We start from the raw sequence: 20,093 nt of genomic DNA, 5'->3' as shown, positions 1-20,093 counted from the left end.
GACAGTTGCCCGAAACACCTCAGAGGGGATCCGCGAGCATGGCAAAAATCACCTATGTCGAGCATGACGGCACCGAGCACACGGTCGAGGTGGCCAACGGTCTGACCGTGATGGAGGGCGCCCGCGACAACAACATTCCCGGCATCGAGGCCGATTGCGGCGGCGCCTGCGCCTGTTCCACCTGCCACGTCTATGTGGATCAGGAATGGGTGGCGAAGCTGCCGCCCAGGGAGGACATGGAGATGGACATGCTCGACTTCGCGTGGGAGCCGGACCCGGTGCGCTCGCGCCTGACCTGCCAGATCAAGGTCACCGACGAGCTGGACGGTCTGGTCGTTCACCTGCCCGAAAGACAGATCTGATGCGCCGCGCCGTCCTTGCCGCCGCCCTTGCCGTGCCAGTTGCGGTTGCGGAGATCGGGGCGGAGGCAGGGACGGCGGCGGCCAGCCCGGCGCCCGACATCATCCGCGCCGATTACACCGAACCGACCACGCGCTACGGCCACGGGGCGCTGGGCGAAGGCGCCGAATGGGGTGCCTTGCGAATTGGTCTGAAATATCCCGACGGCACCCTTGCCACCGTGACCATCCGCCTTCCCGAAAACCGCGTGTTCGAGGACATCGCGCCGCGGCTGGTCGATATCGACAGCGACGGGCTGTCCGAGGTCATGGTGGTGGAAAGCGACCTTCAGGCGGGATCGCGGCTGGCCTTCTATACCGAGGGCGGGCTGATGGCGGCCACGCCTTTCATCGGCACCCGCAACCGCTGGCTGGCGCCGCTGGGGGTGGTCGATCTCGACGGCGACGGGGACCCGGAAATCGCCTGGGTGGACCGCCCGCATCTGGCGAAGACCCTGCGCATATGGCACTTCCGTCCCGTCGAGGGGCTGGTGCCGGTGGCCGCGGCCGAAGGCTTCAGCAATCACCGCTTCGGCGAGGGCTTCTTTCAGGGGGGCGTGCGCGCATGCGCCGGCATGCCCGAACTGGTCATGGCCGATGCCGGCTGGACCCGCGTCGTGGCGGCGACGCTGCGCGAGGGGCGGATCGTGTCGCGCGATCTGGGCCCCTATGCGGGGCCGCAAAGCATTGCCGCGGCGCTGGCCTGTCGCAACCCGGAATGAAACCGACAGCACCGCGAAACCGGCCAAGGCGCTTCGAAGCGCCTTGGTCAAGCGCTTTCGAAAGCGCTTGACCGATTGCGTCATGTTCCGGTGGAGAAGGGACCAGGGCGCTTCGAAGCGCCCTGGGTCAAGGTTTTTCGAAAAAACCTTGCAGGGGTTTGCTGTCCGGTTTCGGGTCGGGTGCCGTGAAGGATCACTTCAGCCTCGCCCGCAGCACCCGCAGCATGTTTTCGCCCGCCACCTTGCGGATCTGGGATTCGCTCAGCCCCGCGTCCAGCATCGCCTGGGTCAGCGCCGCCAGTTCGGAGCTGTCGAAGCTGGTTTCCACCGCCCCGTCGAAATCCGACCCCAGCGACACCGCGTCCTCGCCCACCGCCGCAATCGCCGCCTTGACGGTTGCGGCAATGCCGGCGGGGCTGTCGTCGCAGGTGACTTCCTTCCAGTAGCCGATGCCGATCACGCCCCCGGTGGCGGCAATACGGCGCATCAGATCGTCGGGAATGTTGCGCCGCGTCTCGCAATGCGAGCGCAGCCCGGTATGGCTGAGCACCACCGGAATATCGACCATCTCCAGCACCTCCTCCACCACCGGGATCGAGGAATGGGCCACATCCAGCACCAGCCCGCGTGCGGCCACCTCGCGCACCACCCGGCGGCCGAAATCGGTCAGCCCCAGATTGGCCCGGCTGTGCAGCGTGCCGCCCAGCTCGTTGTCGAAGAAATGCTGCAGCGCGATCACCCGGTAGCCCTTTTCCTCCAGCCGGTCGAGATTGGCGATATCGCCCTCCAGCGGGTGCGCCCCCTCGATCCCCAGCAGCGCCCCGACCACCTCTTCGCCGCGCGCCCGCGCAGCCAGAACCGCCTCCAGATCGGCGCGCGAGCGGATGATCTTCAGCCGCCCGCCCGAGCGGGCCTCGAAATCGGCCAGCTTGTCGGCCTGGAAGGCGGCGCGCTCATAGAGCGAGCTCCAGGCGGCCAGCGGCCAGCGCTGGGCAATGGCCAGCAGGGTGATGTTGTCGAAGGTGTCGGGGTCGTTGTTTTCATAGTTCAGCCCCGCCGGCGACTTGGTCACCGCGGTAAAGACCTGCAGCGCCACATTGCCTTCGATCAGGCGGGGGATGTCCACCTGTCCGCGGCTGCCGCGCTCGGTCAGATCGCGGCTCCACAACAGCGGGTCGGCATGCCAGTCGCCGATGGTCAGGCTGTCATGCAGCGCGCGGGTGCGCTCTGACACCGGCCAGGGATCATGCGCGCGCACCGGGTTGCGCTGATCCTCAACATAGCCGGGCAGGAAACCGAAGAACACGATGGCCCCGATCACGATCCCCGTCAGCAGCGCCCGCCCCAGCCATTTTCCGAATTTCCGCATCTGTCGCCTCCCTGTCGTCTGCGCATGGGGCGGCAGGTTAGGTGGGTGATCGGACGATGCAAGGGAAAGTTGCATCGGAAAGATCCACGGGAAAGTGGCCGTGCCGGAGCAGGTGGTGATATCGGGTGCGGGGAGGGGGGCGCTGCCCCCCTCGGCCCTCAAGGGCCTCACCCCCGGGATATTTCTGGCCAGAAAAAGGACCGGGTCAGTCTTCGCGATGTCGGCGGCGGCGCCATCGGCGCAGCAACGGGCGGATGTCGAGCGCGGCCACCGCCACGCCCAGGGGGATCATCCAGAAGCCCAGCACCGGCAGGAAGCCGAAGACCCCGCCGAAGATGAGCAGGAGCCCCAGCACCAGCCGCAGCCCCGGCGGGACGCGCCGCCGGACCGTGGCGAGAAAGCCCTCGAAACGGTCGCGCAGAGGGCGGCGGTGGGGCTTGCCGGCCATGACGGGGTCAGGACTCCATCGCTTCCAGCTCGTCAATCATCCCTGCGATCATGCCCAGGCCCCGGTCCCAGAAGGTCGGGTCCGAGGCGTCGAGGCCGAAAGGCGCCAGAAGTTCCCTGTGGTGCTTCGAACCACCGGCCTTCAGCATGTCGAAATACCTGTCCTGAAAGCCCTCGGCACCGTCGGCGTAAACCGAATAGAGCGCGTTCACCAGCCCGTCGCCGAAGGCATAGGCATAGACGTAGAAGGGCGAGTGGACGAAATGCGGGATATAGGCCCAGAAGGTCTCGTAGCCGTCCATGAAGTCGAAGGCGGGGCCGAGGCTTTCGGCCTGCACGCTCATCCACAGCGCGCCGATGTCCTCGGGGGTCAGCTCGCCATTGCGGCGCGATTCGTGCAGCTTGCACTCGAAATCGTAAAAGGCGATCTGGCGCACCACGGTGTTGATCATGTCCTCGACCTTGCCGGCCAGCAGCACCTTGCGGCGGGTCGGGTCGTCGGTTTCGTCCAGAATCTTGCGGAAGGTGAGCATCTCGCCGAAGACAGAGGCGGTTTCGGCCAGCGTCAGCGGGGTGGAAGCCAGAAGTTCTCCCTGGCCGGCGGCCAGGACCTGGTGCACGCCGTGGCCCAGCTCATGCGCAAGGGTCATCACGTCGCGCGGCTTGCCCAGGTAGTTGAGCATCACGTAGGGGTGCGCATCGGTCACCGTGGGATGGGCAAAGGCCCCCGGCGCCTTGCCGGGCTTCACCCCGGCGTCGATCCAGCCGCGCTCGAAGAAGGGTTCGGCGATCTCGGCCATGCGCGGGTCAAAGGCGGCATAGGCGTCGAGTACGGTGCGGCGGGCCTCGTCCCAGGGCACGGTGCGGCTGTCCTCCATCGGCAGCGGCGCGTTGCGGTCCCAGATCTGCAGACGGTCAAGGCCCAGCCATTTGCGCTTGAGCTCGTAATAGCGGTGCGACAGGCGCGGATAGGCGGCGACCACGGCCGCGCGCAGGGCCTCGACCACCTCGGGTTCCACGTCATTGGCCAGGTGGCGTGACATCTGCGGGCTGGGCATCTTGCGCCAGCGATCGACGATTTCCTTTTCCTTGATCCGGGTGTTGTGGACGCGGGAGAAGATCTTGACATTTTCACCCAGAACGCGGGCCAGTTCGCGCGCAGCCCGCTCGCGCGTGGGACGGTCCTGCTCGGTCAGCAGGTTGAGCGTGCCCTCGATGTTCAGCGTCTCGCCATTGACGGTAAAGGCAAGCCCGGCGATGGTTTCGTCGAAAAGCTTTTCCCATGCGTCGCCCACCGCGCCCAGATCGTGCAGGAACTTCTCCAGCTCGTCCGACAGCTGGTAGGGCTTCATGGCGCGGATGCGGTCGAACATGGCGCGGTAGCGGGCAAGCTCGGGGCTGGCCTGCATGTGGCCTTCCAGCAGCGCGTCGTCGAGGCGGTTCAGCTCGAGCGTGAAGAACACCAGCGGCGTGGTGGCGTTGGTGATCTTCTCCTGGCAGTCGGAGAGGAACTTGGCGCGGGCGGCATCGGTGGTCTGCTGGTAATAGCGCAGCCCTGCGAAGGAGCTGATCCGCCCGGCAATGCGGTTGATCTCTTCCTGGCGGCGGATGCAGGTCAGCAGCCCCTCGGCGTCCAGCTCGGCCAGCCGGCCCTCGTAATCGCGGGCGAAATCGGCGCAGGCGGTCTCAAGCCGTTCCAGGTCCTGGCGCAGGCGCGGGTCGTCCTCGCCGGCATAGAGGTCGTCCAGGTTCCACACCGGCAGATCACCGAGAGCGGTGGCGCCGCCATCCGATGCCGCATCGCGAAGGGGGAAGGGAAGTTCGAACATTGCAGCCTCTCCTTTGCCTTTGCGCCACACTTATGCGGCACAGGCCGCAATCACAAGCAAGCGCCACGGAAAGAGTCCTGCCGGTGAGGGCGGTCATGGGGGCCTGTTCATGCGGGTCTGGTAATCCTGCATCTGATGCGTATGTTTGCGCCATGACTCTGCACATCCCCTTCGACAACAGCTATGCCCGCCTGCCGGACGCCTTCCATGCGCGCGTGGAGCCGCTGCCGGTGAAGGCGCCGCGTCTGGTGGCCTTCAACGACGATCTGGCCCGGATCCTGGACATCACCCCGGGCGAGGCGGCCGAGATGGCGCAGGTGTTTGCCGGCAATGCGCTGCCCGAAGGGGCCGAGCCGCTGGCCCAGCTCTATGCCGGCCACCAGTTCGGGCACTACAACCCGCAGCTGGGCGATGGGCGGGCGATCCTTCTGGGCGAGGTGGTGGGCCGCGACGGGCTGCGGCGCGACATCCAGCTGAAGGGGTCGGGGCGGACGCCGTTTTCGCGCGGGGGCGACGGGCGGGCCTGGCTGGGGCCGGTGCTGCGCGAATATGTGGTCTCAGAGGCCATGGCGGCGCTGGGCATCCCCACCACCCGAGCGCTGGCGGCGGTCGAGACCGGCGAGGAGGTGATCCGCGAAACCGCCCTGCCGGGGGCGGTGCTGACGCGGGTGGCGGCCAGCCATCTGCGGGTCGGCACCTTTCAGGTCTTTGCCGCCCGCGGCGATGTGGCCAGCCTCCGGCGGCTGACCGAATATGCCATTGCCCGCCACTATCCGCAGGCAGAGGGGCCGATGGGGCTCTTGCAGGCGGTCTGCGACGCCCAGGCGCGGCTGGTGGCGCAATGGATGGGGGTGGGCTTCATCCACGGCGTGATGAACACCGACAACTGCGCCATCTCTGGCGAGACCATCGACTACGGCCCCTGCGCCTTCATGGATGCCTATCACCCCGACACGGTGTTCAGTTCCATCGACCATGCCGGGCGCTATGCCTACGCCAACCAGCCCGGCATCGCGGTGTGGAACATGGCGCAATTCGCCACCGCGCTGATCCAGCAGATGCCGGACCGGCAGGCGGCGGTGGAGGAGGCGACCGCCATCGTCCACGCCATGCCCGACATGTTCCGGGCCCGCTGGCTGGAGCTGTTCCGGCGCAAGATCGGGCTGGCCACGGCACGGGCCGGGGACGAGGCGCTGATCGAGGCGCTGCTGGAGCGGATGGCGGCGCAGGGGGCCGATTTCACCAATACCTTCCGGGCGCTGGGCACGGCCGCCGCGCGGGAGCAGTTCTCCGACCCCGCCGCCTTTGATGCGTGGGAGGCCGACTGGCGCGCGCGACTTGCCGGCGAACCCGATCCGCGGGCGCTGATCCGCGCCACCAACCCGGCCTTCATTCCCCGCAACCACCGCATCGAGGAGATGATCGAGGCCGCCCTGGGCGGCGATTACGCGCCTTTCCGGCGGCTGCTGTCGGTGCTGTCCCGACCTTTCGACGACCAGCCCGAACATGCCGATCTGCGCCGCCCGCCGGCGCCGGACGAGGTCGTGCAGGCGACGTTCTGCGGCACCTGACTGCCTGAAAAAGCGGCACGATTTGCAGCCGCGCCCGCCCGGGCGCCGGAATTGGCGCGGTTTCGCTTGCGCTCGGCCGCGCGGTTGGACACAAGGAAACCCCGACATTTCCGATCACGGTTACACACGGTTACAGATGACTCCGACACGCGTTCCCGGCGCCGGCCTGCGGCTTGCCAGCTACAACATCCAGAAATGTGTCGGGCTGGACCTGCGCCGCCAGCCGCGCCGCATCCTCAACGTGCTCGGCGATCTGGGCGCGCGGATCGTGGTGTTGCAGGAGGCCGACAAGCGCCTGCCGCCGCGTCCCGCCGCGTTGCCCCATTTCGTGCTGGAAGAGGCTGGCTGGCAGGTCGCCGATCTGGGCGGGGCGGGGTCGCTGGGCTGGCACGGCAACGCGGTGATCTGGCGCGGAGACGACATCAGGGAGACGGGCAAGGGGCAGATCTCGTTGCCGGGGCTGGAGCCGCGCGGGGCGGTGCGGGTCGAATTCGAAACCCCGATCGGGCCGCTGCGGGTGGTGGGCGTGCATCTGGGCCTGATCGCCTATCATCGCCAGCAGCAGGTCCTGCACCTGTGCCGCGAATTGCAGCGCCTGCCCGCGATGCCGATGGTCTGGGCGGGGGATTTCAACGACTGGTCCGAGGCGCGGGCGCTTTTCCACCTGGCGCCGGGGATGCGGTTCCTGCCGCCCCGGCCCAGCTTTCCCGCGCCCCGGCCGGTTGGGGCGCTGGACCGGATCGCGCTGGGGCCGGGGCTGGCGGCGGTGGCGCACGGCGTACATGCCGAGCGGCCCGCGCATATCGCCTCGGACCATCTGCCGGTCTGGGCCGACCTGGTGCCGGCCCCCGAGTGAGCGCCTCCCGAGTGAGCGACCGCCGTGTGAGCGACCGCCGGGTGAGCGGCCCGCGCCCTGCGCCGGAACGCCGCGTCCAAAACCCTGTGGCCCCCGCGGCCAGGAACGGGTAAACCATGGCACCGGAAGATGCCGTCATCACCGGGGAAGGGACATGCCCGACACGATCATTGCGCGCTGCGAGGCCAGGGGCCTGCGCATGACCGGCCAGCGCCGCACCATCGCGGCGGTTCTGGAGGAAAGCGACGATCACCCCGACGTCGAGGAGCTTTACGCCCGGGCCACCGCCAAGGATCCCGGCATTTCCATCGCCACCGTCTATCGCACCGTCAAGCTGTTCGAAGAGGCCGGGATCCTGGACCGGCTCGAATTCGGCGACGGGCGGGCACGCTACGAGGATGCCGAGCGCGAGCACCACGACCACCTGATCGACCTTGCCACCGGCGAGGTGATCGAGTTCGTCGATCCCGAGATCGAAGCGCTTCAGGAAAAGATCGCCGCCCGGCTGGGATACGAGCTGCGCGGGCACAGGCTGGAACTTTACGGGGTGAAGCTGCGCAACAAGTGATCGCCGGTGGCGCCGGATCGGGGGGCACTCGGGGTCGGGCGGGTGCTGCGGGTTGTCGTGGGGCGGATTCGCGGTATCCTGTTCGCGGATTGCCGAAAAATGCCGCTTTCAGGACCGATCATGGATCTTCGCACCTATACCCGCCAGTTCGTCGAGAAGGACAACCGCCTTGCCGGGCTGAGCTTTGGCACAACCTTCGCGGTCTATTTTGCCTCGCTCTGGCTGGCGATTTCCGAGGCCGAACGCTGGTACGTGCTGATCCCGGCCATGATCGTTCATGCCTTCGCGGCGGTGCGCCTTTACGTGCTGCAACATGATTGCGGCCATCACGCGCTGTTCGAGACACGGCTGCAGAACGAGATCGCGGGCCATGTGCTCTCGCCCTTCACCTTCGCGCCCTTCGAGGTGATGAAGCAGAATCACAACCTGCACCATGCCAATGTCGGCAATCTCGCTCATCGCGAGACCGGCGAGATCCACACCATGACCGTGGCCGAGTGGAACGCAGCCGGCGCGCGCGAGCGGCTGCTCTACCGGCTCTACCGCAACCCGTTCATCCTGATCCCGCTGGGGGCGTTCTTCACCTATTTCATCCGTTACCGCTGGCCGAAGAACACGGTCCGGTTCGGGGTGGGGCCAGTGCTGCTGCACAATCTGGCCATCGCCGCCTGGGTGGGGCTGCTTTACCTGCTGTCGGGCTGGCAGGGGCTGGGCATCTATTTCGCCGCCAGCCTCATGGGCGGGATGCTGGGGGTATTCCTTGTCTATCTGCAGCACAATTTCGAAGATACCTGGTGGGACCGCCGCCCCCATCTGGACCCGCAGGAGGCGGCGCTGAAGGGGTCCTCGGCGCTGGATTTCGGGTGGTGGTTCGACACCGCGGTGGCCTGCATCACCCTGCACGACATCCACCATTTCAACGCCCGTATTCCCAGTTACCGGTTGCGCAAGTGCCACTATGGCCTGCCGCCCGAACATGCCCCGCGCCGGATCGGTTTCCGCGAGGCGGTGGCGGCGCTGAATCTCAAGCTCTGGGACGAGGAAAACCGCCGCCTGGTGCCGTTCCCGCCTGCCCGGCGGCGGCGTGTGGCGGGGCAGGGGGCCGGACAGGCGGGCGCATAGGCCGCGGCAGGGTTGCGAGACGCGGGTCGGACTGCGTTCGGGGCGTGCCTGCGGACGCCTCGGGGCGCTGCAAGGAGAAGAGATGACGGAGATACGGAAACTGCGCGGCGTCGGGGAGGCGCTGGGCAAGCTGCTGGAAGATCACGGTATCCGCGAGGCGAAGGCACTGGCCACCGCCGACCCCGGACAGCTGACTGCCCTTCCCGGGATCGGCAAGGGACGCGCGGCGACCCTCATCGCGGCGGCGAAGGAGCATGTGGCGCTGCTGCCGCCCGCCGCCGACGACCAGGTGGCGTTGCTGGTACCGCCTTCGGGCGAAACGGCAGGCGAGGCCGGAAGGGAAACCTCGGAAGAGGCCGCGCAAGGCGGTGGCGAGGGCGCCGCGCCGGACGGCTCGCCCGGCAAGGGGAAGGCGGCTCGGGATGAGACATCGAAGGCTTCGAAGTTCCCGAAACCGGGGGCCGAATCGCCGGCTGCCGATCCGCGCGCCCCCGGGGCGGAGGCGGATCCGCTGGCCGCGCGCGCCGCGCGCAAGGCCGCCGCCAAGGAGGCCGCCAAGGCAGCCCGCCGCGCGCTCAAGGCCGAAACCCGGGCCCGCAAGCGCGAAAAGGAGGCGGAACTCCAGACCCGCCGGGCGGAAAAGGCCCGGGAGAAGGCGCGCAAGGCCGCCGCCCGCGCCGAACAGCTGGCCCGCGAATTCGAAGAGGCGCGCAAGAAGGCCCTCAAGAAGGCCGAAAAGCTCAGGAAGAAGGCGCTCAAGCTGCGCCGCAAGAAGGCCGGGAAAAAGAAGAAGGCGAAGAAAAAGGACTGATCCCCCCCCGGCCGGGAGGAATCAGATCAGTTCGCCCTCGGCCGTCAGCGTCCCCCGCCCGCCCAGATAGGGCGCCAGCGCCTGCGGCAGACTGACCGAGCCGTCGGCGTTCTGTCCGTTCTCCAGCACCGCGATCAGCGTCCGCCCCACCGCCAGCCCCGATCCGTTGAGCGTGTGCACGAATTCCGGCTTGCCCCCGCCGGCGGGGCGGAAGCGGGCATTCATCCTCCGGGCCTGAAAATCGCCGCAGGTGGAGACCGAGGAAATCTCGCGATAGCGGTTCTGGCCGGGCAGCCAGGCCTCGATGTCATAGGTGCGCCGGGCGCTGAAACCCATGTCGCCGGTGCACAGGATCACCGTGCGGTAAGGAATGCCGAGACGTTCGAGGATGTCCTCGGCACAGCGCAGCATCCGCTGCTGTTCCTCGTCGGACGCGTCAGGACGGGTGATCGAGACCATCTCGACCTTTTCGAACTGGTGCTGGCGCAGCATCCCGCGGGTGTCCTTGCCGGCGCTGCCGGCCTCGGAGCGGAAACACAGGCTGTGCGCGGTCAGCCGGATGGGCAGCGCCGCCTCCTCCAGGATGTCGCCGGCCACGGTATTGGTCAGCGTCACCTCCGAAGTCGGGATCAGCCACCAGTCGTCGGTGGTGCGATAGCTGTCCTCGGTGAATTTCGGCAATTGCCCGGTGCCGCGCATCGCTTCGGGCAGGACCAGCACCGGGCCGTTGACCTCGGTCAGGCCGTTCTCGGTGATGTGGGTGTCCAGCATGAACTGTGACAGCGCCCGGTGAACGCGCGCCACCGCGCCGCGCAGCACCACGAAGCGCGCCCCGGAAAGCTTCGCAGCGGTTTCGAAATCCAGACCCGCCCGGGCGCCGGCGATGTCGAAATGTTCAAGGGGCGCGAAATCGAAGGTGCGCGGCGTGCCCCAGCGGCGGATTTCCACGTTGTCGTCTTCGTCCTTGCCCTCGGGCACGTCCTCGGCCGGGGCGTTGGGGATCCACATCAGCCTTTCCTGCAGCTGCGCGTCCAGATCGCGCGCCTCGGCCTGCATGGCCGCGACCTCGGCCTTTTTCGCGGCCACTTCGTTGCGCAGGCGCTGGAATTCCTCTTCGTCCCCGCGCGCCTTTGCCGCGCCGATCGCCTTTGCAGCGCGGTTCTGTTCGGCCTTTGCTGCCTCGGCCGCCGCGATGCGCGCGCGCCGCGCCTCGTCGAGTGCCAGGATTTCGGCCGCGGCGGGCGCTTCGCCGCGCCGGGCAAGGGCTGCGTCGAAGGCCTGCGGGTTTTCCCGGATGGCGCGAATGTCGTGCATGGGCTCGGATCCTCGGGCAGAATGAATCGTCGGGATGAGTCGTTCCGGCGCCTTATGCCCCAACCCGCCGTCGCATGGTAGACCTGGCATTCACACTGCTCCGGGGACCAACCCGCGATCACCCGCCGAACCCCGGCCCCTTCCTCTTGCCGCAAATACTCCGGGGGTGAGGCCCGCAGGGCCGAGGGGGCAGAGCCCCCTTGCATCCCCCTCCATTCCTCGCGCCCGCCGTCCCCGACAGGCCCATATCGCCCACGTTCCGTCATTCCCCGGCTTGCAAACCCCGCCGCGCGCACATAGGTTCGCGCCAAATTCGCGGGGCCGGTCTTCGGCCTCTCCCGAAAAAGAGGAAAATCCCATGGAAGGTGGCGCCATCGCCCAGTTTCTCCCGCTCATCCTGATCTTCGCAATCATGTATTTCCTGCTGATCCGACCGCAGCAGAAGAAGGCGAAGGAGCACCAGGCCATGGTCGATGCCCTGCGCCGCGGCGACCAGGTGGTGACCCAGGGCGGCATCATCGGCAAGGTGTCGAAGGTCAAGGAAGACGGCGAAATCGAGGTCGAGATCGCCGACGGGGTCAAGGTGCGGGTGGTCAAGGCAACCATCGCGCAGGTGCTGAACAAGACCGAACCGGCCAAGTGATCCGCTCGGTCGCCGCATTCGGAAGGCAGGCCCATGCTGCAAATTGATACCTGGAAGCGGGTGCTGATCTGGCTCGTATGCCTGACGGGCGTGGTCCTTGCCCTGCCCAACGTGTTCTACACCCGGGTCGAGCAGGCCAACGATGCCCGCGCGGCCATCGAAAAGGGCATCGACACCCCCGAGATGCGCCAAAAGGCAGCGCTCTGGCCGGCCTGGCTGCCCTCGGATCTGGTCAATCTCGGGCTGGACCTGCGCGGTGGCGCGCATCTTCTGGCCGAGGTCAAGGTCGAGGACGTGTACAAGGCCCGGCTGGAGGCCATGTGGCCCGAAATCCGCGACGCGCTGCGCCCGGAACGTGCCACCATCGGCACCGTGCGCCTGCTGCCCTCTTCGCCCGAGGAACTGCGCATCCGTATCGGCAAGCCCGAAGGCATGCGCCGGGCGCTTGAGATCGTCCGCGGCCTCGCCCGCCCGGTGCAGGGGCTGACCGGGGTGGGGGCCAAGGACATCGACGTGCGAATCGACGGCGATGCCATCGTCGTCACCCTGTCCGAGGCCGAAAAGCAGGCCACCGACGACCGCACCGTCCGCCAGGCGCTGGAGATCGTCCGCCGGCGTATCGACGAGGTCGGCACCCGCGAACCCACCATCCAGCGCCAGGGGGCGCGGCGCATCCTGATCGAAGTGCCCGGCATCGGAAGCGCGGCCGAGCTCAAGGCGATCATCGGCACCACTGCGCGGCTGACCTTCAACCCGGTGATCACGCGCTCCAATTCGCCGAACGTGCGGGCCGAACCGGGGCAGAAGGTGGTGCCGTCGCTGGACGAGGAGGGCGTCTATTACGTCATCGAGGCCGCCCCCGTGGTGACCGGCGAGGATCTGGTGGATGCCCAGCCCTCCTTCGACCAGAACGGGCGCCCGGCGGTCAGCTTCCGCTTCGACACCACCGGTGCGCGCCGGTTCGGCGACTACACCCGCGACAATATCGGCAGCCCCTTTGCCATCGTCCTCGATGACGAGGTGATCAGCGCGCCGGTGATCCAGTCGCACATCCCCGGGGGGTCGGGGATCATCACCGGCAACTTCACCATCGAAAGCAGCACCAAGCTAGCGGTGCTGCTGCGCGCCGGCGCCCTGCCGGCGGGGCTGGAATTCCTGGAAGAGCGGACGATCGGGCCGGAACTGGGGCAGGACAGCATCGAGGCTGGCAAGATCGCCACGGTGGTCGCCTTCGTCGCGGTGATCGCCTTCATGGTGCTGTCCTACGGCCTGTTCGGCATCTTCGCCAATGTGGCGCTGATCCTCAACGTGGCGCTGGTCTTCGGGATGCTCTCGGTCATCGGTGGCACCCTGACATTGCCCGGCATTGCCGGGATCGTTCTGACGGTGGGCATGGCGGTGGATGCCAACGTGCTGATCTTCGAGCGCATTCGGGAAGAGCTGAAAACCGCCAAGGGGCCGGCCCGCGCCATCGAACTGGGTTTCGAGAAGGCGCTTTCGGCCATTCTGGACGCCAACATCACCACGCTGATCACCGCGGTGATCCTGTTCTCCATGGGCTCGGGCCCGGTGCGCGGGTTCGCCATCACCCTGGGTCTGGGCATCATCACCTCGGTCTTCACCGCGATCTTCGTGACGCGGCTGCTGATCGCGATGTGGTTCGAACGCCGCCGCCCGAAAACGATCGAGGTATGACATGAGACTGCGACTGGTTCCCGACAACACCTCGTTCGATTTCTTCGGCCGGTGGAAGCTGTGGATGGGCATTTCCGGCTTCCTGATCGTGCTGGCGATGGTTTCCTTCGGGGTGCGCGGGCTGAATTTCGGCATCGACTTCCGCGGCGGCACGACGATTCGCACCGAAAGCACCCAGGCGGTGGATGTGGGCGAGTATCGCAAGGCGCTGTCCGGTCTCGGACTTGGCGACGTGGTCATCTCGGAAGTGTTCGATCCCACCTATGGCGAGGATCGCAACGTGACCATGATCCGCATCCAGGCCCAGGAAGGGCAGGAAGCCGCCAGTGCCGAGCTGACCCGGGCGGTGCAGGAGGCGCTGAAGACGGTGGCGCCGGACATCCGCATCGTGTCGGTGGAATCGGTCGGTCCCAAGGTCTCGGGCGAGTTGATCCGCAGCGCGATCATTGCCGTGGTTCTGTCCATCGCCGCGGTGCTTGTCTATATCTGGCTGCGCTTCGAGTGGCAGTTCGCCGTCGGCGCGGTGCTGGCGCTGGTCCATGACGTGACGCTGACCATCGGCATCTTCTCCGAGCTGCAGATCAAGTTCGACCTTGCCATCATCGCGGCGCTGCTGACCATCGTGGGCTATTCGCTCAACGATACCGTGGTGGTGTTCGACCGGGTGCGCGAGAACCTGCGCAAGTACAAGCAGAAGCCGCTGCCCGAGGTGCTCAATCTCTCGATCAACGAGACGCTGTCGCGGACGCTGATGACCTCGCTGACTACGCTTCTGGCGCTGGTGTCGCTGTATTTCCTGGGCGGCGACGTGATCCGCGGCTTCGTCTTCGCGATGATCTGGGGGGTCATCGTGGGCACCTATTCGTCGATCTTCATTGCTTCGGCCATCCTGCTGTGGCTGGGGGTCAAGCGCGACTGGTCCAAGCCCACGGGTACCGCGGGCAACCAGTTCGCCAACGTGGACGCCTGACGCGGGGAGTGCGCGGATGCGCATGAACGAAGTCGTCTATACCGATGCCGAGCCGGTCGACGGCTATGGCGCGGGCTTCTTCCGCATCGGCGGCAAGGTGCATCGCGGCGCGGTGCTGACCGGCCCGCTCGGCACCGGCGGCTGGGCCGGACCCGAACATGGTGGTCCCGGGGGCGAGGCCCTGCTGGCGCTCGCCGGGCATGTGGATGTGCTGTTCGTGGGCACGGGCGCGGAGATGGCGCCGTTCCCGCCGGCCTTGCGCGCGGCGCTGGAAGAGGCCGGCATCGGCGTCGAGGTCACCAACAGCCCTGCCGCCTGCCGCAGCTACAACGTCCTTCTGGCCGAGGGGCGGCGCGTGGCGCTGGCGGTGCTGCCGGTCTGACAGCGGCGCCCTCGGCGTAGGGTTGCGGGTTCGATCCGCCTTTCGTGCCTTTTCCTTGCGGCATTGCCGCGGCCCCGGATCGCCAGGGAGGTGCCGTCCCGCTCAGCGCCCGCGCACCACCATCAGTTCTCCGACGTTTTCGCGGGTGATATATCCCACCATCCGGCCGTAACGGTCGCTGACGGCCACCGCGTCATGGCCGTGGTGGAGGTGGTCGAGCACCTCTTCCAGCCCGGCCCCCAGCGGCAGCACGGGCACGGTGGTATCCATGATCTCGTTGACCGGGCGCGTGCGCGGGGCGTCGCTGGCCAGGGCCGCGAACAGGGCCGAGCGGGTGACGAACCCGGCCAGCGTGCCGTCGGGATTCAGGACCGGGAATTCGTGCTGCGTGGTGCGGACGAGTTCCATCGCCGCCGCCGCGATCGTGTCCTGCGGGGTGAGCGCCTCGAAATGGGTGATCATGGCGTCCCGTGCGACCAGCCGGCGGGCGATCGAGCGCATGGCCACGTCCTGGCTTTCGGCGTTGGCGGCGACGAAGACGAAAAGCGCGATCAGCACCAGCACTGCGTTGCCCGTGCTCAGCCCCCAGAACCCGAACAGGAAGGCCACGATCTGTCCGGCCGTGGCCGCGACGCGGGTGGCGGCCACGCGGTCCATCCACAGGCTGAGAACGGCGCGAAAGACCCGGCCGCCATCCATCGGAAAGGCCGGGATCAGGTTGAAGACGGCGAGAAACAGATTGACCACGGCCAGTTGCGCGAGAAAGCTCATCCCGGCCACGTCGCCATGTTCCAGCTGGGCGGTATCGATGCGCGCGCCGAAGACGAAGGTCAGAACCAGCCAGATCACCACGTTGACCGCCGGCCCGGCCAGCGCCACGAGGATCTCCTGCCGGGGGTTCTCCGGCATTCTTTCCAGCCGCGCGAGGCCGCCGATCGGCAGCAGCGTGATGTCGGGCGTGTGGATGCCGAAGCGCCGCGCGGTCAGGGCGTGGCCGTATTCATGCGCGACCACGCAGGCGAACAGCGCCAGGATGAACAGCACATTCTCGACTGCCGCCGGCCACCCTCCCGAGGAATAGGCGGCAAAGCCGATCCATGCCAGAAGCAGGAAGAAGGTGACGTGAACCCGCAGTTCCGAACCGAACAGCCTTCCGATCGGGAATGACCAGGACATGCGCCCGCCCTCCTTCCGCCGTTGCCTCAGAAGGGAATTTCGTCGTCGTCGATGCCGCCGCCGGCCGCCGGCGCAGGTGCCGGTGCGCTGCCGCCCCAGGGATCGTCCTGCGGCGCGCCGGCCTGACCGCCCCCGCTGCCATATCCGCCGCCGTAACCGCCGGCCGCATCGCCGCGGCTGTCGAGCATCTTCAGCTCGCTCCGGTAGGGGCGCAGCGCGATTTCGGTCGTGTACCTGTCCTGGCCGGACTGGTCCTGCCATTTGCGGGTTTCCAGCTGCCCCTCGATATAGACCTTGGACCCTTTGCGCAGATACTGCTGCGCCACCCGCACCAGGGGTTCGGAATAGATCGCCACCCGGTGCCATTCGGTCCGTTCGCGCCGTTCGCCGGTGTTGCGGTCCTTCCAGGTCTCGGACGTGGCGATGCGCAGATTGCACACCTTGCCCCCGGAGGGGAAGTCGCGCACTTCCGGATCCGCGCCAAGGTTTCCGATGAGAATGACTTTGTTGACTGAACCGGCCATGACGTTCCCCGTCCTTGATTTTCCGCAACCCGCGAATCCCGACGACCCGCGCCGACGACCCTATACGTCCTTTCGCCGGGTTGAAATATGGTTACCGAAACTGCGCCTTTCGAGAGTGCGGGCGCGCTTTGCTTCGGTGGCCGAACCTGTCATAGTGCCCTGCCGTAACGGGTGGGATGTGAACGATGCGCAATCATGCCATGTGGGTGATGCTGGCGGCGTCGGCCATGCTGGTGGCGGGGCCGGTCGCGGCCGACATGATCGCGTCGAGAAACCGCAAGGCGCTGTTGCAATCGCAGTTCAGGGTGCTCGACACCCGCGCGGCGCAGCAATACGCGTATTCCAGCCGGCTCAGGCCGAAACCTTCGGGGCTCAGGCCCTATGGCGGCAAGTATCGCGGCGAATACATGAAAATGGCGCGCGAGGCCGCCCGGAAGAACGGAGTACCGGTCGATCTTTTCCTGCGACTGGTCGAGCGGGAATCGGGCTGGAACCCGAACGCGAAATCCCCAAAGGGCGCACTGGGGCTGGCGCAGCTGATGCCGGAAACCGCCCGGCGGCTCGGGGTCGATCCGCGCGATCCGCGGCAGAACCTCGATGGCGGCGCCCGCTATCTGGCGCAGCAGTACCGCAAGTTCCGGTCATGGCGGCTGGCGCTTGCGGCCTACAATGCCGGACCCGACGCGGTCGAGGCCAATGGCGGCGTGCCGCCTTTCGCGGAAACCCGCGCCTACGTCAGGGCGATCTGGGGCAGTTGACGGCCCGTTTCCGCCGCGCCACCAGGACTTCCGAGGGAACCGTCCACGCGGTGACGACGGAGCGGTATTCGATGGCCCAGTCCGCGCCGAGGCGGGCCGCGACCGAGATCGGCCGGCAGCCTCCGACCAGTTCCGGCCGCAGCCGCGCAAGCATCGACCACAGCCCGCTTGTCAGCCGCGACGGCAGGTCGGTTCCGCCGGTCAGCCCGACCGTGCACAACAGCCCGCCGGGCACCAGCGTCCGGGCGGCCTCGGCCAGAAAGGCGGCGATCTGTGCGTCTGGAAGCAGGTCGAGCACATAGGTCGCAACCACCCGGTCGATTCCCTCTCCAGCGGGGGAGAAATCGGGCGGGCCGTCGTTTTGCCAGAGCGTCACGCGATCTCCGAACCGCTCCAGCCGGCTGCGAGCCAGCCGGATCATCGTCCCCGAGATGTCGCAACCCGAATACCGGGCCCGATCGGGCAGGGCGCGGGTCAGGAGCATTTCCGCAAGGCGCCCCGTTCCGCAACCGAACTCGAACACATGCCGGGCCGACCCGAAGGCGCCATGGGCCAGAAGGCATTCCAGAGGAGGGTCTTCATAGAAGGCCTGGCGATCCTGCCGGGCACCGAACCGGTCATAGAATGCACGTGCCTGCGCCGTCGTGAGAAATCTTCGGCTCATGGCGATACGCCTCCCGCGCCATGCCCCGGGGGAAGGCGGGAGATGGCGCCTTTTCGCGAAACCTTCCCCATCCTGGCGGGGCACGCCACCGCCCGCCTGCGGCACATGGCCGTCACTCGACGGCGATCCTTATGACCGGTTCCATCGCGGACAGGTGTTCGTCGCTCAGGTGGCACTTGATCGAATGGCCCTCGGCCACCTGCCGGATGGCGGGCACTTCGCGTTCGCACAACCCGCCCGGCACCTTTTCCTTCCAGCGGCAGCGCGTCTGGAACGGGCAGCCCGGAGGCGGGTTCATCGCCGACGGGATGTCGCCTTCCAGGACCACATGGGTCTTCTGCACCGAGGTATCGGCGATCGGCACCGCCGACAGCAGCGCCTCGGTATAGGGATGATAGGGCGGGCTGAAAACCTGATCGGTAGAGCCAAGCTCGACCACGTGGCCGAGATACATGACCATCACCCGGTCGCTGAGATAGCGCACGATCGAGAGGTCGTGGCTGATGAACAGAAGCGTGGTGCCGTTCTCGCGCTGGATTTCCATCAGCAGATCGGTCACGGCCGCCTGCACGCTCACATCCAGCGCCGAAACCGGCTCGTCCGCGACCACAATCCGGGCGCCGCCGGCAAAGGCCCGCGCGATGCCCACCCGCTGCTTCTGCCCGCCGGAGAGCTGCCGCGGCATCCGGCCGGCAAAGGCACGCGGCAGCTTCACCAGGTCCAGCAGTTCCAGCATCCGCGCCCGGCGCTCGGCATCATTGCGGCCGACGCCGAAGATCTCCAGCGCCCGTGTGATCTGACGACCGACCGTCATCGACGGGTTCAGCGTGTCGAACGGGTTCTGGAACACCATCTGGATGTCGGCCACGGTTGCCGTGTCACGCTTTTCGATCGGGATGTTCCCGATCTCGCGCCCGTCGAAAACGATCCTGCCATCGGTTGCCGTCTCCAGCCCCATCAGCACCTTGGCGAAGGTGGACTTGCCGCAGCCCGACTCGCCGACGATGGCAAGCGTCTCGGATTCCCGCGCGTCGAAGGTCAGTTCCTCGTTGGCCTTGACCATCCGTTTCTCTCCGCCGCCGAACAGGGCGTTGGCGGCGACCTCGTAATATTTCTTCAGCCGGTCCATGCTCAGGACGACCTTGCCGATCCGGGCCTTCCGGCGGGTTCCCTCGACCTCCACCGGCGCATCCCAGTCGATTTCCCGGAACCGCAGGCAGCGGGTCGCGTGACGTTCGTTGCCGGGCACGTCGAACATCGGGATCTCTCCCGCATCGCACCTGCCGGCCTCGAAATAATCGCAGCGCGGGCCGAAATTACATCCCGGCGGACGTTCGTGCGGCAGCGGGAAATTGCCCGGTATCGCCTTGAGGGGACGTGCGTTCTTGTCCGTGCCCGGCAACGGGATGGAGCGGAACAGCGCCTGCGTGTAGGGATGACGCATCTCGTCGAACACGTCCCGGATCGAGCCGCGCTCGACCGCCTCGCCGGAATACATCACGCAGAGCCGGTCGCAGGTTTCCAGAACCAGCCCCAGATTGTGGCTGATGAACAGCATCGAGGTACCGTATTTCCTGCCCAGATCCCTGACCAGCTCCACCACCGCCGCCTCCACCGTCACGTCCAGAGCAGTGGTCGGTTCGTCAAGGATCAGCAGTGCGGGCTTGCTCATCAGCGCCATGGCGATCACGATCCGCTGCTGCTGGCCGCCCGAAAGCTGGTGCGGATAGGCATTCAGCATCCTTTCCGGATCCGGCAGGCGGACGTCGCGCACCACTTCCAGCGCCCGCGCCCAGGCCTCGTCCCGGCCGATCCGTTCGTGAATCATCGGCACCTCGATCAGTTGCCTGCCGATCTTCATGGCCGGGTTGAGGCTCGCCATCGGTTCCTGATAGATCATGGCGATCTCGTTGCCCCGGATGTCGCGCAGTTCGGCCTTGCTCATGCCGGCCATGTCGCGGCCCTTGAACCGGATGCTGCCGCCGACGATACGCCCGTTCTTTCCCAGGTCGCGCATCACGCCCAGCGCGACGGTGGACTTTCCGCAGCCCGATTCTCCGACCAGCCCCACCGCTTCGCCCGGCATGACCGAAACCGAAAAATCCATCACCGCGGGGATCTCGCGCAGCCGCGTGAAGAAGGAAATCGACAGCCTGTCGATCTCCAGGATCGGTCCATCATGCCCGGCCTGATGGCTCATCTTCCCGTCTCCTTGCCAGATCGCCCTTCGGCGGGCTTTTTCTGGCTCCAAATATCCCGGGGGTCCGGGGGCAG

Annotated in this window: 20 protein-coding genes; 12 read left to right on the top strand and 8 right to left on the bottom strand. The window is 67.1% G+C overall.

Annotation, left to right across the window (positions count from 1 at the left end):
- Positions 1–38 precede the first annotated feature (38 nt).
- Together ACZ5CM_RS09725 and ACZ5CM_RS09720 are read left to right on the top strand one after the other, a co-directional pair.
- Positions 39–362 (top strand): 2Fe-2S iron-sulfur cluster-binding protein, encoded by a 324-nt coding sequence (locus ACZ5CM_RS09725; RefSeq protein WP_464638086.1) that lies wholly within the window; start codon positions 39–41, stop codon positions 360–362.
- Positions 362–1,120 carry an FG-GAP repeat domain-containing protein gene (locus ACZ5CM_RS09720; protein WP_464638084.1) on the top strand — a complete coding sequence of 253 codons (759 nt, stop codon included), beginning with the start codon at positions 362–364 and terminating at the stop codon, positions 1,118–1,120. Before ACZ5CM_RS09725 ends, ACZ5CM_RS09720 begins: the two co-directional genes overlap by 1 nt.
- A 193-nt stretch (positions 1,121–1,313) precedes the next feature.
- Here the strand turns inward: ACZ5CM_RS09720 and ACZ5CM_RS09715 are convergent, their stop codons facing one another.
- The 3 genes from ACZ5CM_RS09715 to ACZ5CM_RS09705 all read right to left on the bottom strand — a co-directional run bounded on the left by ACZ5CM_RS09715 (position 1,314) and on the right by ACZ5CM_RS09705 (position 4,765).
- The gene (locus tag ACZ5CM_RS09715; protein WP_464638082.1) at positions 1,314–2,489 is read right to left on the bottom strand and encodes a dipeptidase; all 1,176 of its coding nucleotides are present in this window, start codon (positions 2,487–2,489) and stop codon (positions 1,314–1,316) included.
- A gap of 205 nt (positions 2,490–2,694) precedes the next feature.
- On the bottom strand, positions 2,695–2,937 hold the full coding sequence (locus ACZ5CM_RS09710; protein WP_464638080.1) for a hypothetical protein: 243 nt from the start codon (positions 2,935–2,937) through the stop codon (positions 2,695–2,697).
- A gap of 7 nt (positions 2,938–2,944) precedes the next feature.
- Positions 2,945–4,765, bottom strand: coding sequence for a M3 family oligoendopeptidase (locus tag ACZ5CM_RS09705; protein WP_464638078.1), 1,821 nt, complete (start codon positions 4,763–4,765; stop codon positions 2,945–2,947).
- 152 nt (positions 4,766–4,917) lie between these two features.
- Between ACZ5CM_RS09705 and ACZ5CM_RS09700 the strand changes: the two genes are divergently transcribed.
- The 5 genes from ACZ5CM_RS09700 to ACZ5CM_RS09680 all read left to right on the top strand — a co-directional run bounded on the left by ACZ5CM_RS09700 (position 4,918) and on the right by ACZ5CM_RS09680 (position 9,693).
- Positions 4,918–6,336 (top strand): protein adenylyltransferase SelO, encoded by a 1,419-nt coding sequence (locus ACZ5CM_RS09700; protein ID WP_464638076.1) that lies wholly within the window; start codon positions 4,918–4,920, stop codon positions 6,334–6,336.
- 136 nt (positions 6,337–6,472) lie between these two features.
- Positions 6,473–7,192: an endonuclease/exonuclease/phosphatase family protein gene (locus ACZ5CM_RS09695; protein ID WP_464638074.1), complete on the top strand. Its 720-nt coding sequence runs from the start codon at positions 6,473–6,475 to the stop codon at positions 7,190–7,192.
- A gap of 154 nt (positions 7,193–7,346) precedes the next feature.
- Positions 7,347–7,760, top strand: a complete 414-nt coding sequence (locus ACZ5CM_RS09690; protein ID WP_464638072.1) for a Fur family transcriptional regulator — start codon at positions 7,347–7,349, stop codon at positions 7,758–7,760.
- A gap of 120 nt (positions 7,761–7,880) precedes the next feature.
- Positions 7,881–8,882: a fatty acid desaturase gene (locus ACZ5CM_RS09685; RefSeq protein ID WP_464642565.1), complete on the top strand. Its 1,002-nt coding sequence runs from the start codon at positions 7,881–7,883 to the stop codon at positions 8,880–8,882.
- Between the two features lie 82 nt (positions 8,883–8,964).
- Positions 8,965–9,693, top strand: coding sequence for a helix-hairpin-helix domain-containing protein (locus ACZ5CM_RS09680; protein ID WP_464638070.1), 729 nt, complete (start codon positions 8,965–8,967; stop codon positions 9,691–9,693).
- Positions 9,694–9,714: 21 nt separating this feature from the next.
- On the opposite strand, the gene serS is transcribed toward ACZ5CM_RS09680, so the two are convergent.
- Positions 9,715–11,007: a serine--tRNA ligase gene (gene serS / locus ACZ5CM_RS09675; RefSeq protein WP_464638068.1), complete on the bottom strand. Its 1,293-nt coding sequence runs from the start codon at positions 11,005–11,007 to the stop codon at positions 9,715–9,717.
- A 358-nt stretch (positions 11,008–11,365) separates the two neighbouring features.
- On the opposite strand from serS, the gene yajC reads away from it, so the two are divergent.
- The 4 genes from yajC to ACZ5CM_RS09655 are packed head-to-tail and all read left to right on the top strand — an operon-like array spanning position 11,366 to position 14,697.
- Positions 11,366–11,650 (top strand): preprotein translocase subunit YajC, encoded by a 285-nt coding sequence (gene yajC / locus ACZ5CM_RS09670; RefSeq protein ID WP_464638066.1) that lies wholly within the window; start codon positions 11,366–11,368, stop codon positions 11,648–11,650.
- 33 nt (positions 11,651–11,683) lie between these two features.
- Complete coding sequence (secD, locus tag ACZ5CM_RS09665; protein ID WP_464638064.1) at positions 11,684–13,345, top strand: protein translocase subunit SecD; 1,662 nt, start codon at positions 11,684–11,686, stop codon at positions 13,343–13,345.
- 1 nt (position 13,346) lies between these two features.
- Positions 13,347–14,315 carry a protein translocase subunit SecF gene (secF, locus tag ACZ5CM_RS09660; RefSeq protein ID WP_464638062.1) on the top strand — a complete coding sequence of 323 codons (969 nt, stop codon included), beginning with the start codon at positions 13,347–13,349 and terminating at the stop codon, positions 14,313–14,315.
- Between the two features lie 16 nt (positions 14,316–14,331).
- Complete coding sequence (locus tag ACZ5CM_RS09655) at positions 14,332–14,697, top strand: Mth938-like domain-containing protein (RefSeq protein WP_464638060.1); 366 nt, start codon at positions 14,332–14,334, stop codon at positions 14,695–14,697.
- A 102-nt stretch (positions 14,698–14,799) separates the two neighbouring features.
- On the opposite strand, the gene ACZ5CM_RS09650 is transcribed toward ACZ5CM_RS09655, so the two are convergent.
- Together ACZ5CM_RS09650 and ssb are read right to left on the bottom strand one after the other, a co-directional pair.
- Entirely contained in the window at positions 14,800–15,873 is a 1,074-nt protein-coding gene (locus ACZ5CM_RS09650; RefSeq protein WP_464638058.1) for a site-2 protease family protein, read from the bottom strand.
- 26 nt (positions 15,874–15,899) lie between these two features.
- The gene (ssb, locus tag ACZ5CM_RS09645) at positions 15,900–16,397 is read right to left on the bottom strand and encodes a single-stranded DNA-binding protein (RefSeq protein WP_464638056.1); all 498 of its coding nucleotides are present in this window, start codon (positions 16,395–16,397) and stop codon (positions 15,900–15,902) included.
- A gap of 185 nt (positions 16,398–16,582) precedes the next feature.
- Here ssb and ACZ5CM_RS09640 point away from each other — a divergent pair, with 185 nt between their 5' ends.
- Positions 16,583–17,155: a lytic transglycosylase domain-containing protein gene (locus tag ACZ5CM_RS09640; RefSeq protein ID WP_464638054.1), complete on the top strand. Its 573-nt coding sequence runs from the start codon at positions 16,583–16,585 to the stop codon at positions 17,153–17,155.
- On the opposite strand, the gene ACZ5CM_RS09635 is transcribed toward ACZ5CM_RS09640, so the two are convergent.
- Entirely contained in the window at positions 17,133–17,819 is a 687-nt protein-coding gene (locus tag ACZ5CM_RS09635; RefSeq protein ID WP_464638052.1) for a class I SAM-dependent methyltransferase, read from the bottom strand. The genes ACZ5CM_RS09640 and ACZ5CM_RS09635 overlap by 23 nt on opposite strands.
- Positions 17,820–17,931: 112 nt before the next feature.
- Positions 17,932–20,019: a dipeptide ABC transporter ATP-binding protein gene (locus tag ACZ5CM_RS09630; protein ID WP_464638050.1), complete on the bottom strand. Its 2,088-nt coding sequence runs from the start codon at positions 20,017–20,019 to the stop codon at positions 17,932–17,934.
- Between the last annotated feature and the right edge of the window lie 74 nt (positions 20,020–20,093).

The sequence above is a fragment of the Piezobacter thermophilus genome (assembly GCF_055386745.1).
This window is presented reverse-complemented; position numbering and strand designations above follow the sequence as displayed.

Coding starts and splice junctions, on each gene's coding strand:
- ACZ5CM_RS09725 (WP_464638086.1), top strand. CDS start 39: ATGGCAAAAATCACCTATGTCGAGCATGACGGCACCGAGCACACGGTC.
- ACZ5CM_RS09720 (WP_464638084.1), top strand. CDS start 362: ATGCGCCGCGCCGTCCTTGCCGCCGCCCTTGCCGTGCCAGTTGCGGTT.
- ACZ5CM_RS09715 (WP_464638082.1), bottom strand. CDS start 2,489: ATGCGGAAATTCGGAAAATGGCTGGGGCGGGCGCTGCTGACGGGGATC.
- ACZ5CM_RS09710 (WP_464638080.1), bottom strand. CDS start 2,937: ATGGCCGGCAAGCCCCACCGCCGCCCTCTGCGCGACCGTTTCGAGGGC.
- ACZ5CM_RS09705 (WP_464638078.1), bottom strand. CDS start 4,765: ATGTTCGAACTTCCCTTCCCCCTTCGCGATGCGGCATCGGATGGCGGC.
- ACZ5CM_RS09700 (WP_464638076.1), top strand. CDS start 4,918: ATGACTCTGCACATCCCCTTCGACAACAGCTATGCCCGCCTGCCGGAC.
- ACZ5CM_RS09695 (WP_464638074.1), top strand. CDS start 6,473: ATGACTCCGACACGCGTTCCCGGCGCCGGCCTGCGGCTTGCCAGCTAC.
- ACZ5CM_RS09690 (WP_464638072.1), top strand. CDS start 7,347: ATGCCCGACACGATCATTGCGCGCTGCGAGGCCAGGGGCCTGCGCATG.
- ACZ5CM_RS09685 (WP_464642565.1), top strand. CDS start 7,881: ATGGATCTTCGCACCTATACCCGCCAGTTCGTCGAGAAGGACAACCGC.
- ACZ5CM_RS09680 (WP_464638070.1), top strand. CDS start 8,965: ATGACGGAGATACGGAAACTGCGCGGCGTCGGGGAGGCGCTGGGCAAG.
- serS (WP_464638068.1), bottom strand. CDS start 11,007: ATGCACGACATTCGCGCCATCCGGGAAAACCCGCAGGCCTTCGACGCA.
- yajC (WP_464638066.1), top strand. CDS start 11,366: ATGGAAGGTGGCGCCATCGCCCAGTTTCTCCCGCTCATCCTGATCTTC.
- secD (WP_464638064.1), top strand. CDS start 11,684: ATGCTGCAAATTGATACCTGGAAGCGGGTGCTGATCTGGCTCGTATGC.
- secF (WP_464638062.1), top strand. CDS start 13,347: ATGAGACTGCGACTGGTTCCCGACAACACCTCGTTCGATTTCTTCGGC.
- ACZ5CM_RS09655 (WP_464638060.1), top strand. CDS start 14,332: ATGCGCATGAACGAAGTCGTCTATACCGATGCCGAGCCGGTCGACGGC.
- ACZ5CM_RS09650 (WP_464638058.1), bottom strand. CDS start 15,873: ATGTCCTGGTCATTCCCGATCGGAAGGCTGTTCGGTTCGGAACTGCGG.
- ssb (WP_464638056.1), bottom strand. CDS start 16,397: ATGGCCGGTTCAGTCAACAAAGTCATTCTCATCGGAAACCTTGGCGCG.
- ACZ5CM_RS09640 (WP_464638054.1), top strand. CDS start 16,583: ATGCGCAATCATGCCATGTGGGTGATGCTGGCGGCGTCGGCCATGCTG.
- ACZ5CM_RS09635 (WP_464638052.1), bottom strand. CDS start 17,819: ATGAGCCGAAGATTTCTCACGACGGCGCAGGCACGTGCATTCTATGAC.
- ACZ5CM_RS09630 (WP_464638050.1), bottom strand. CDS start 20,019: ATGAGCCATCAGGCCGGGCATGATGGACCGATCCTGGAGATCGACAGG.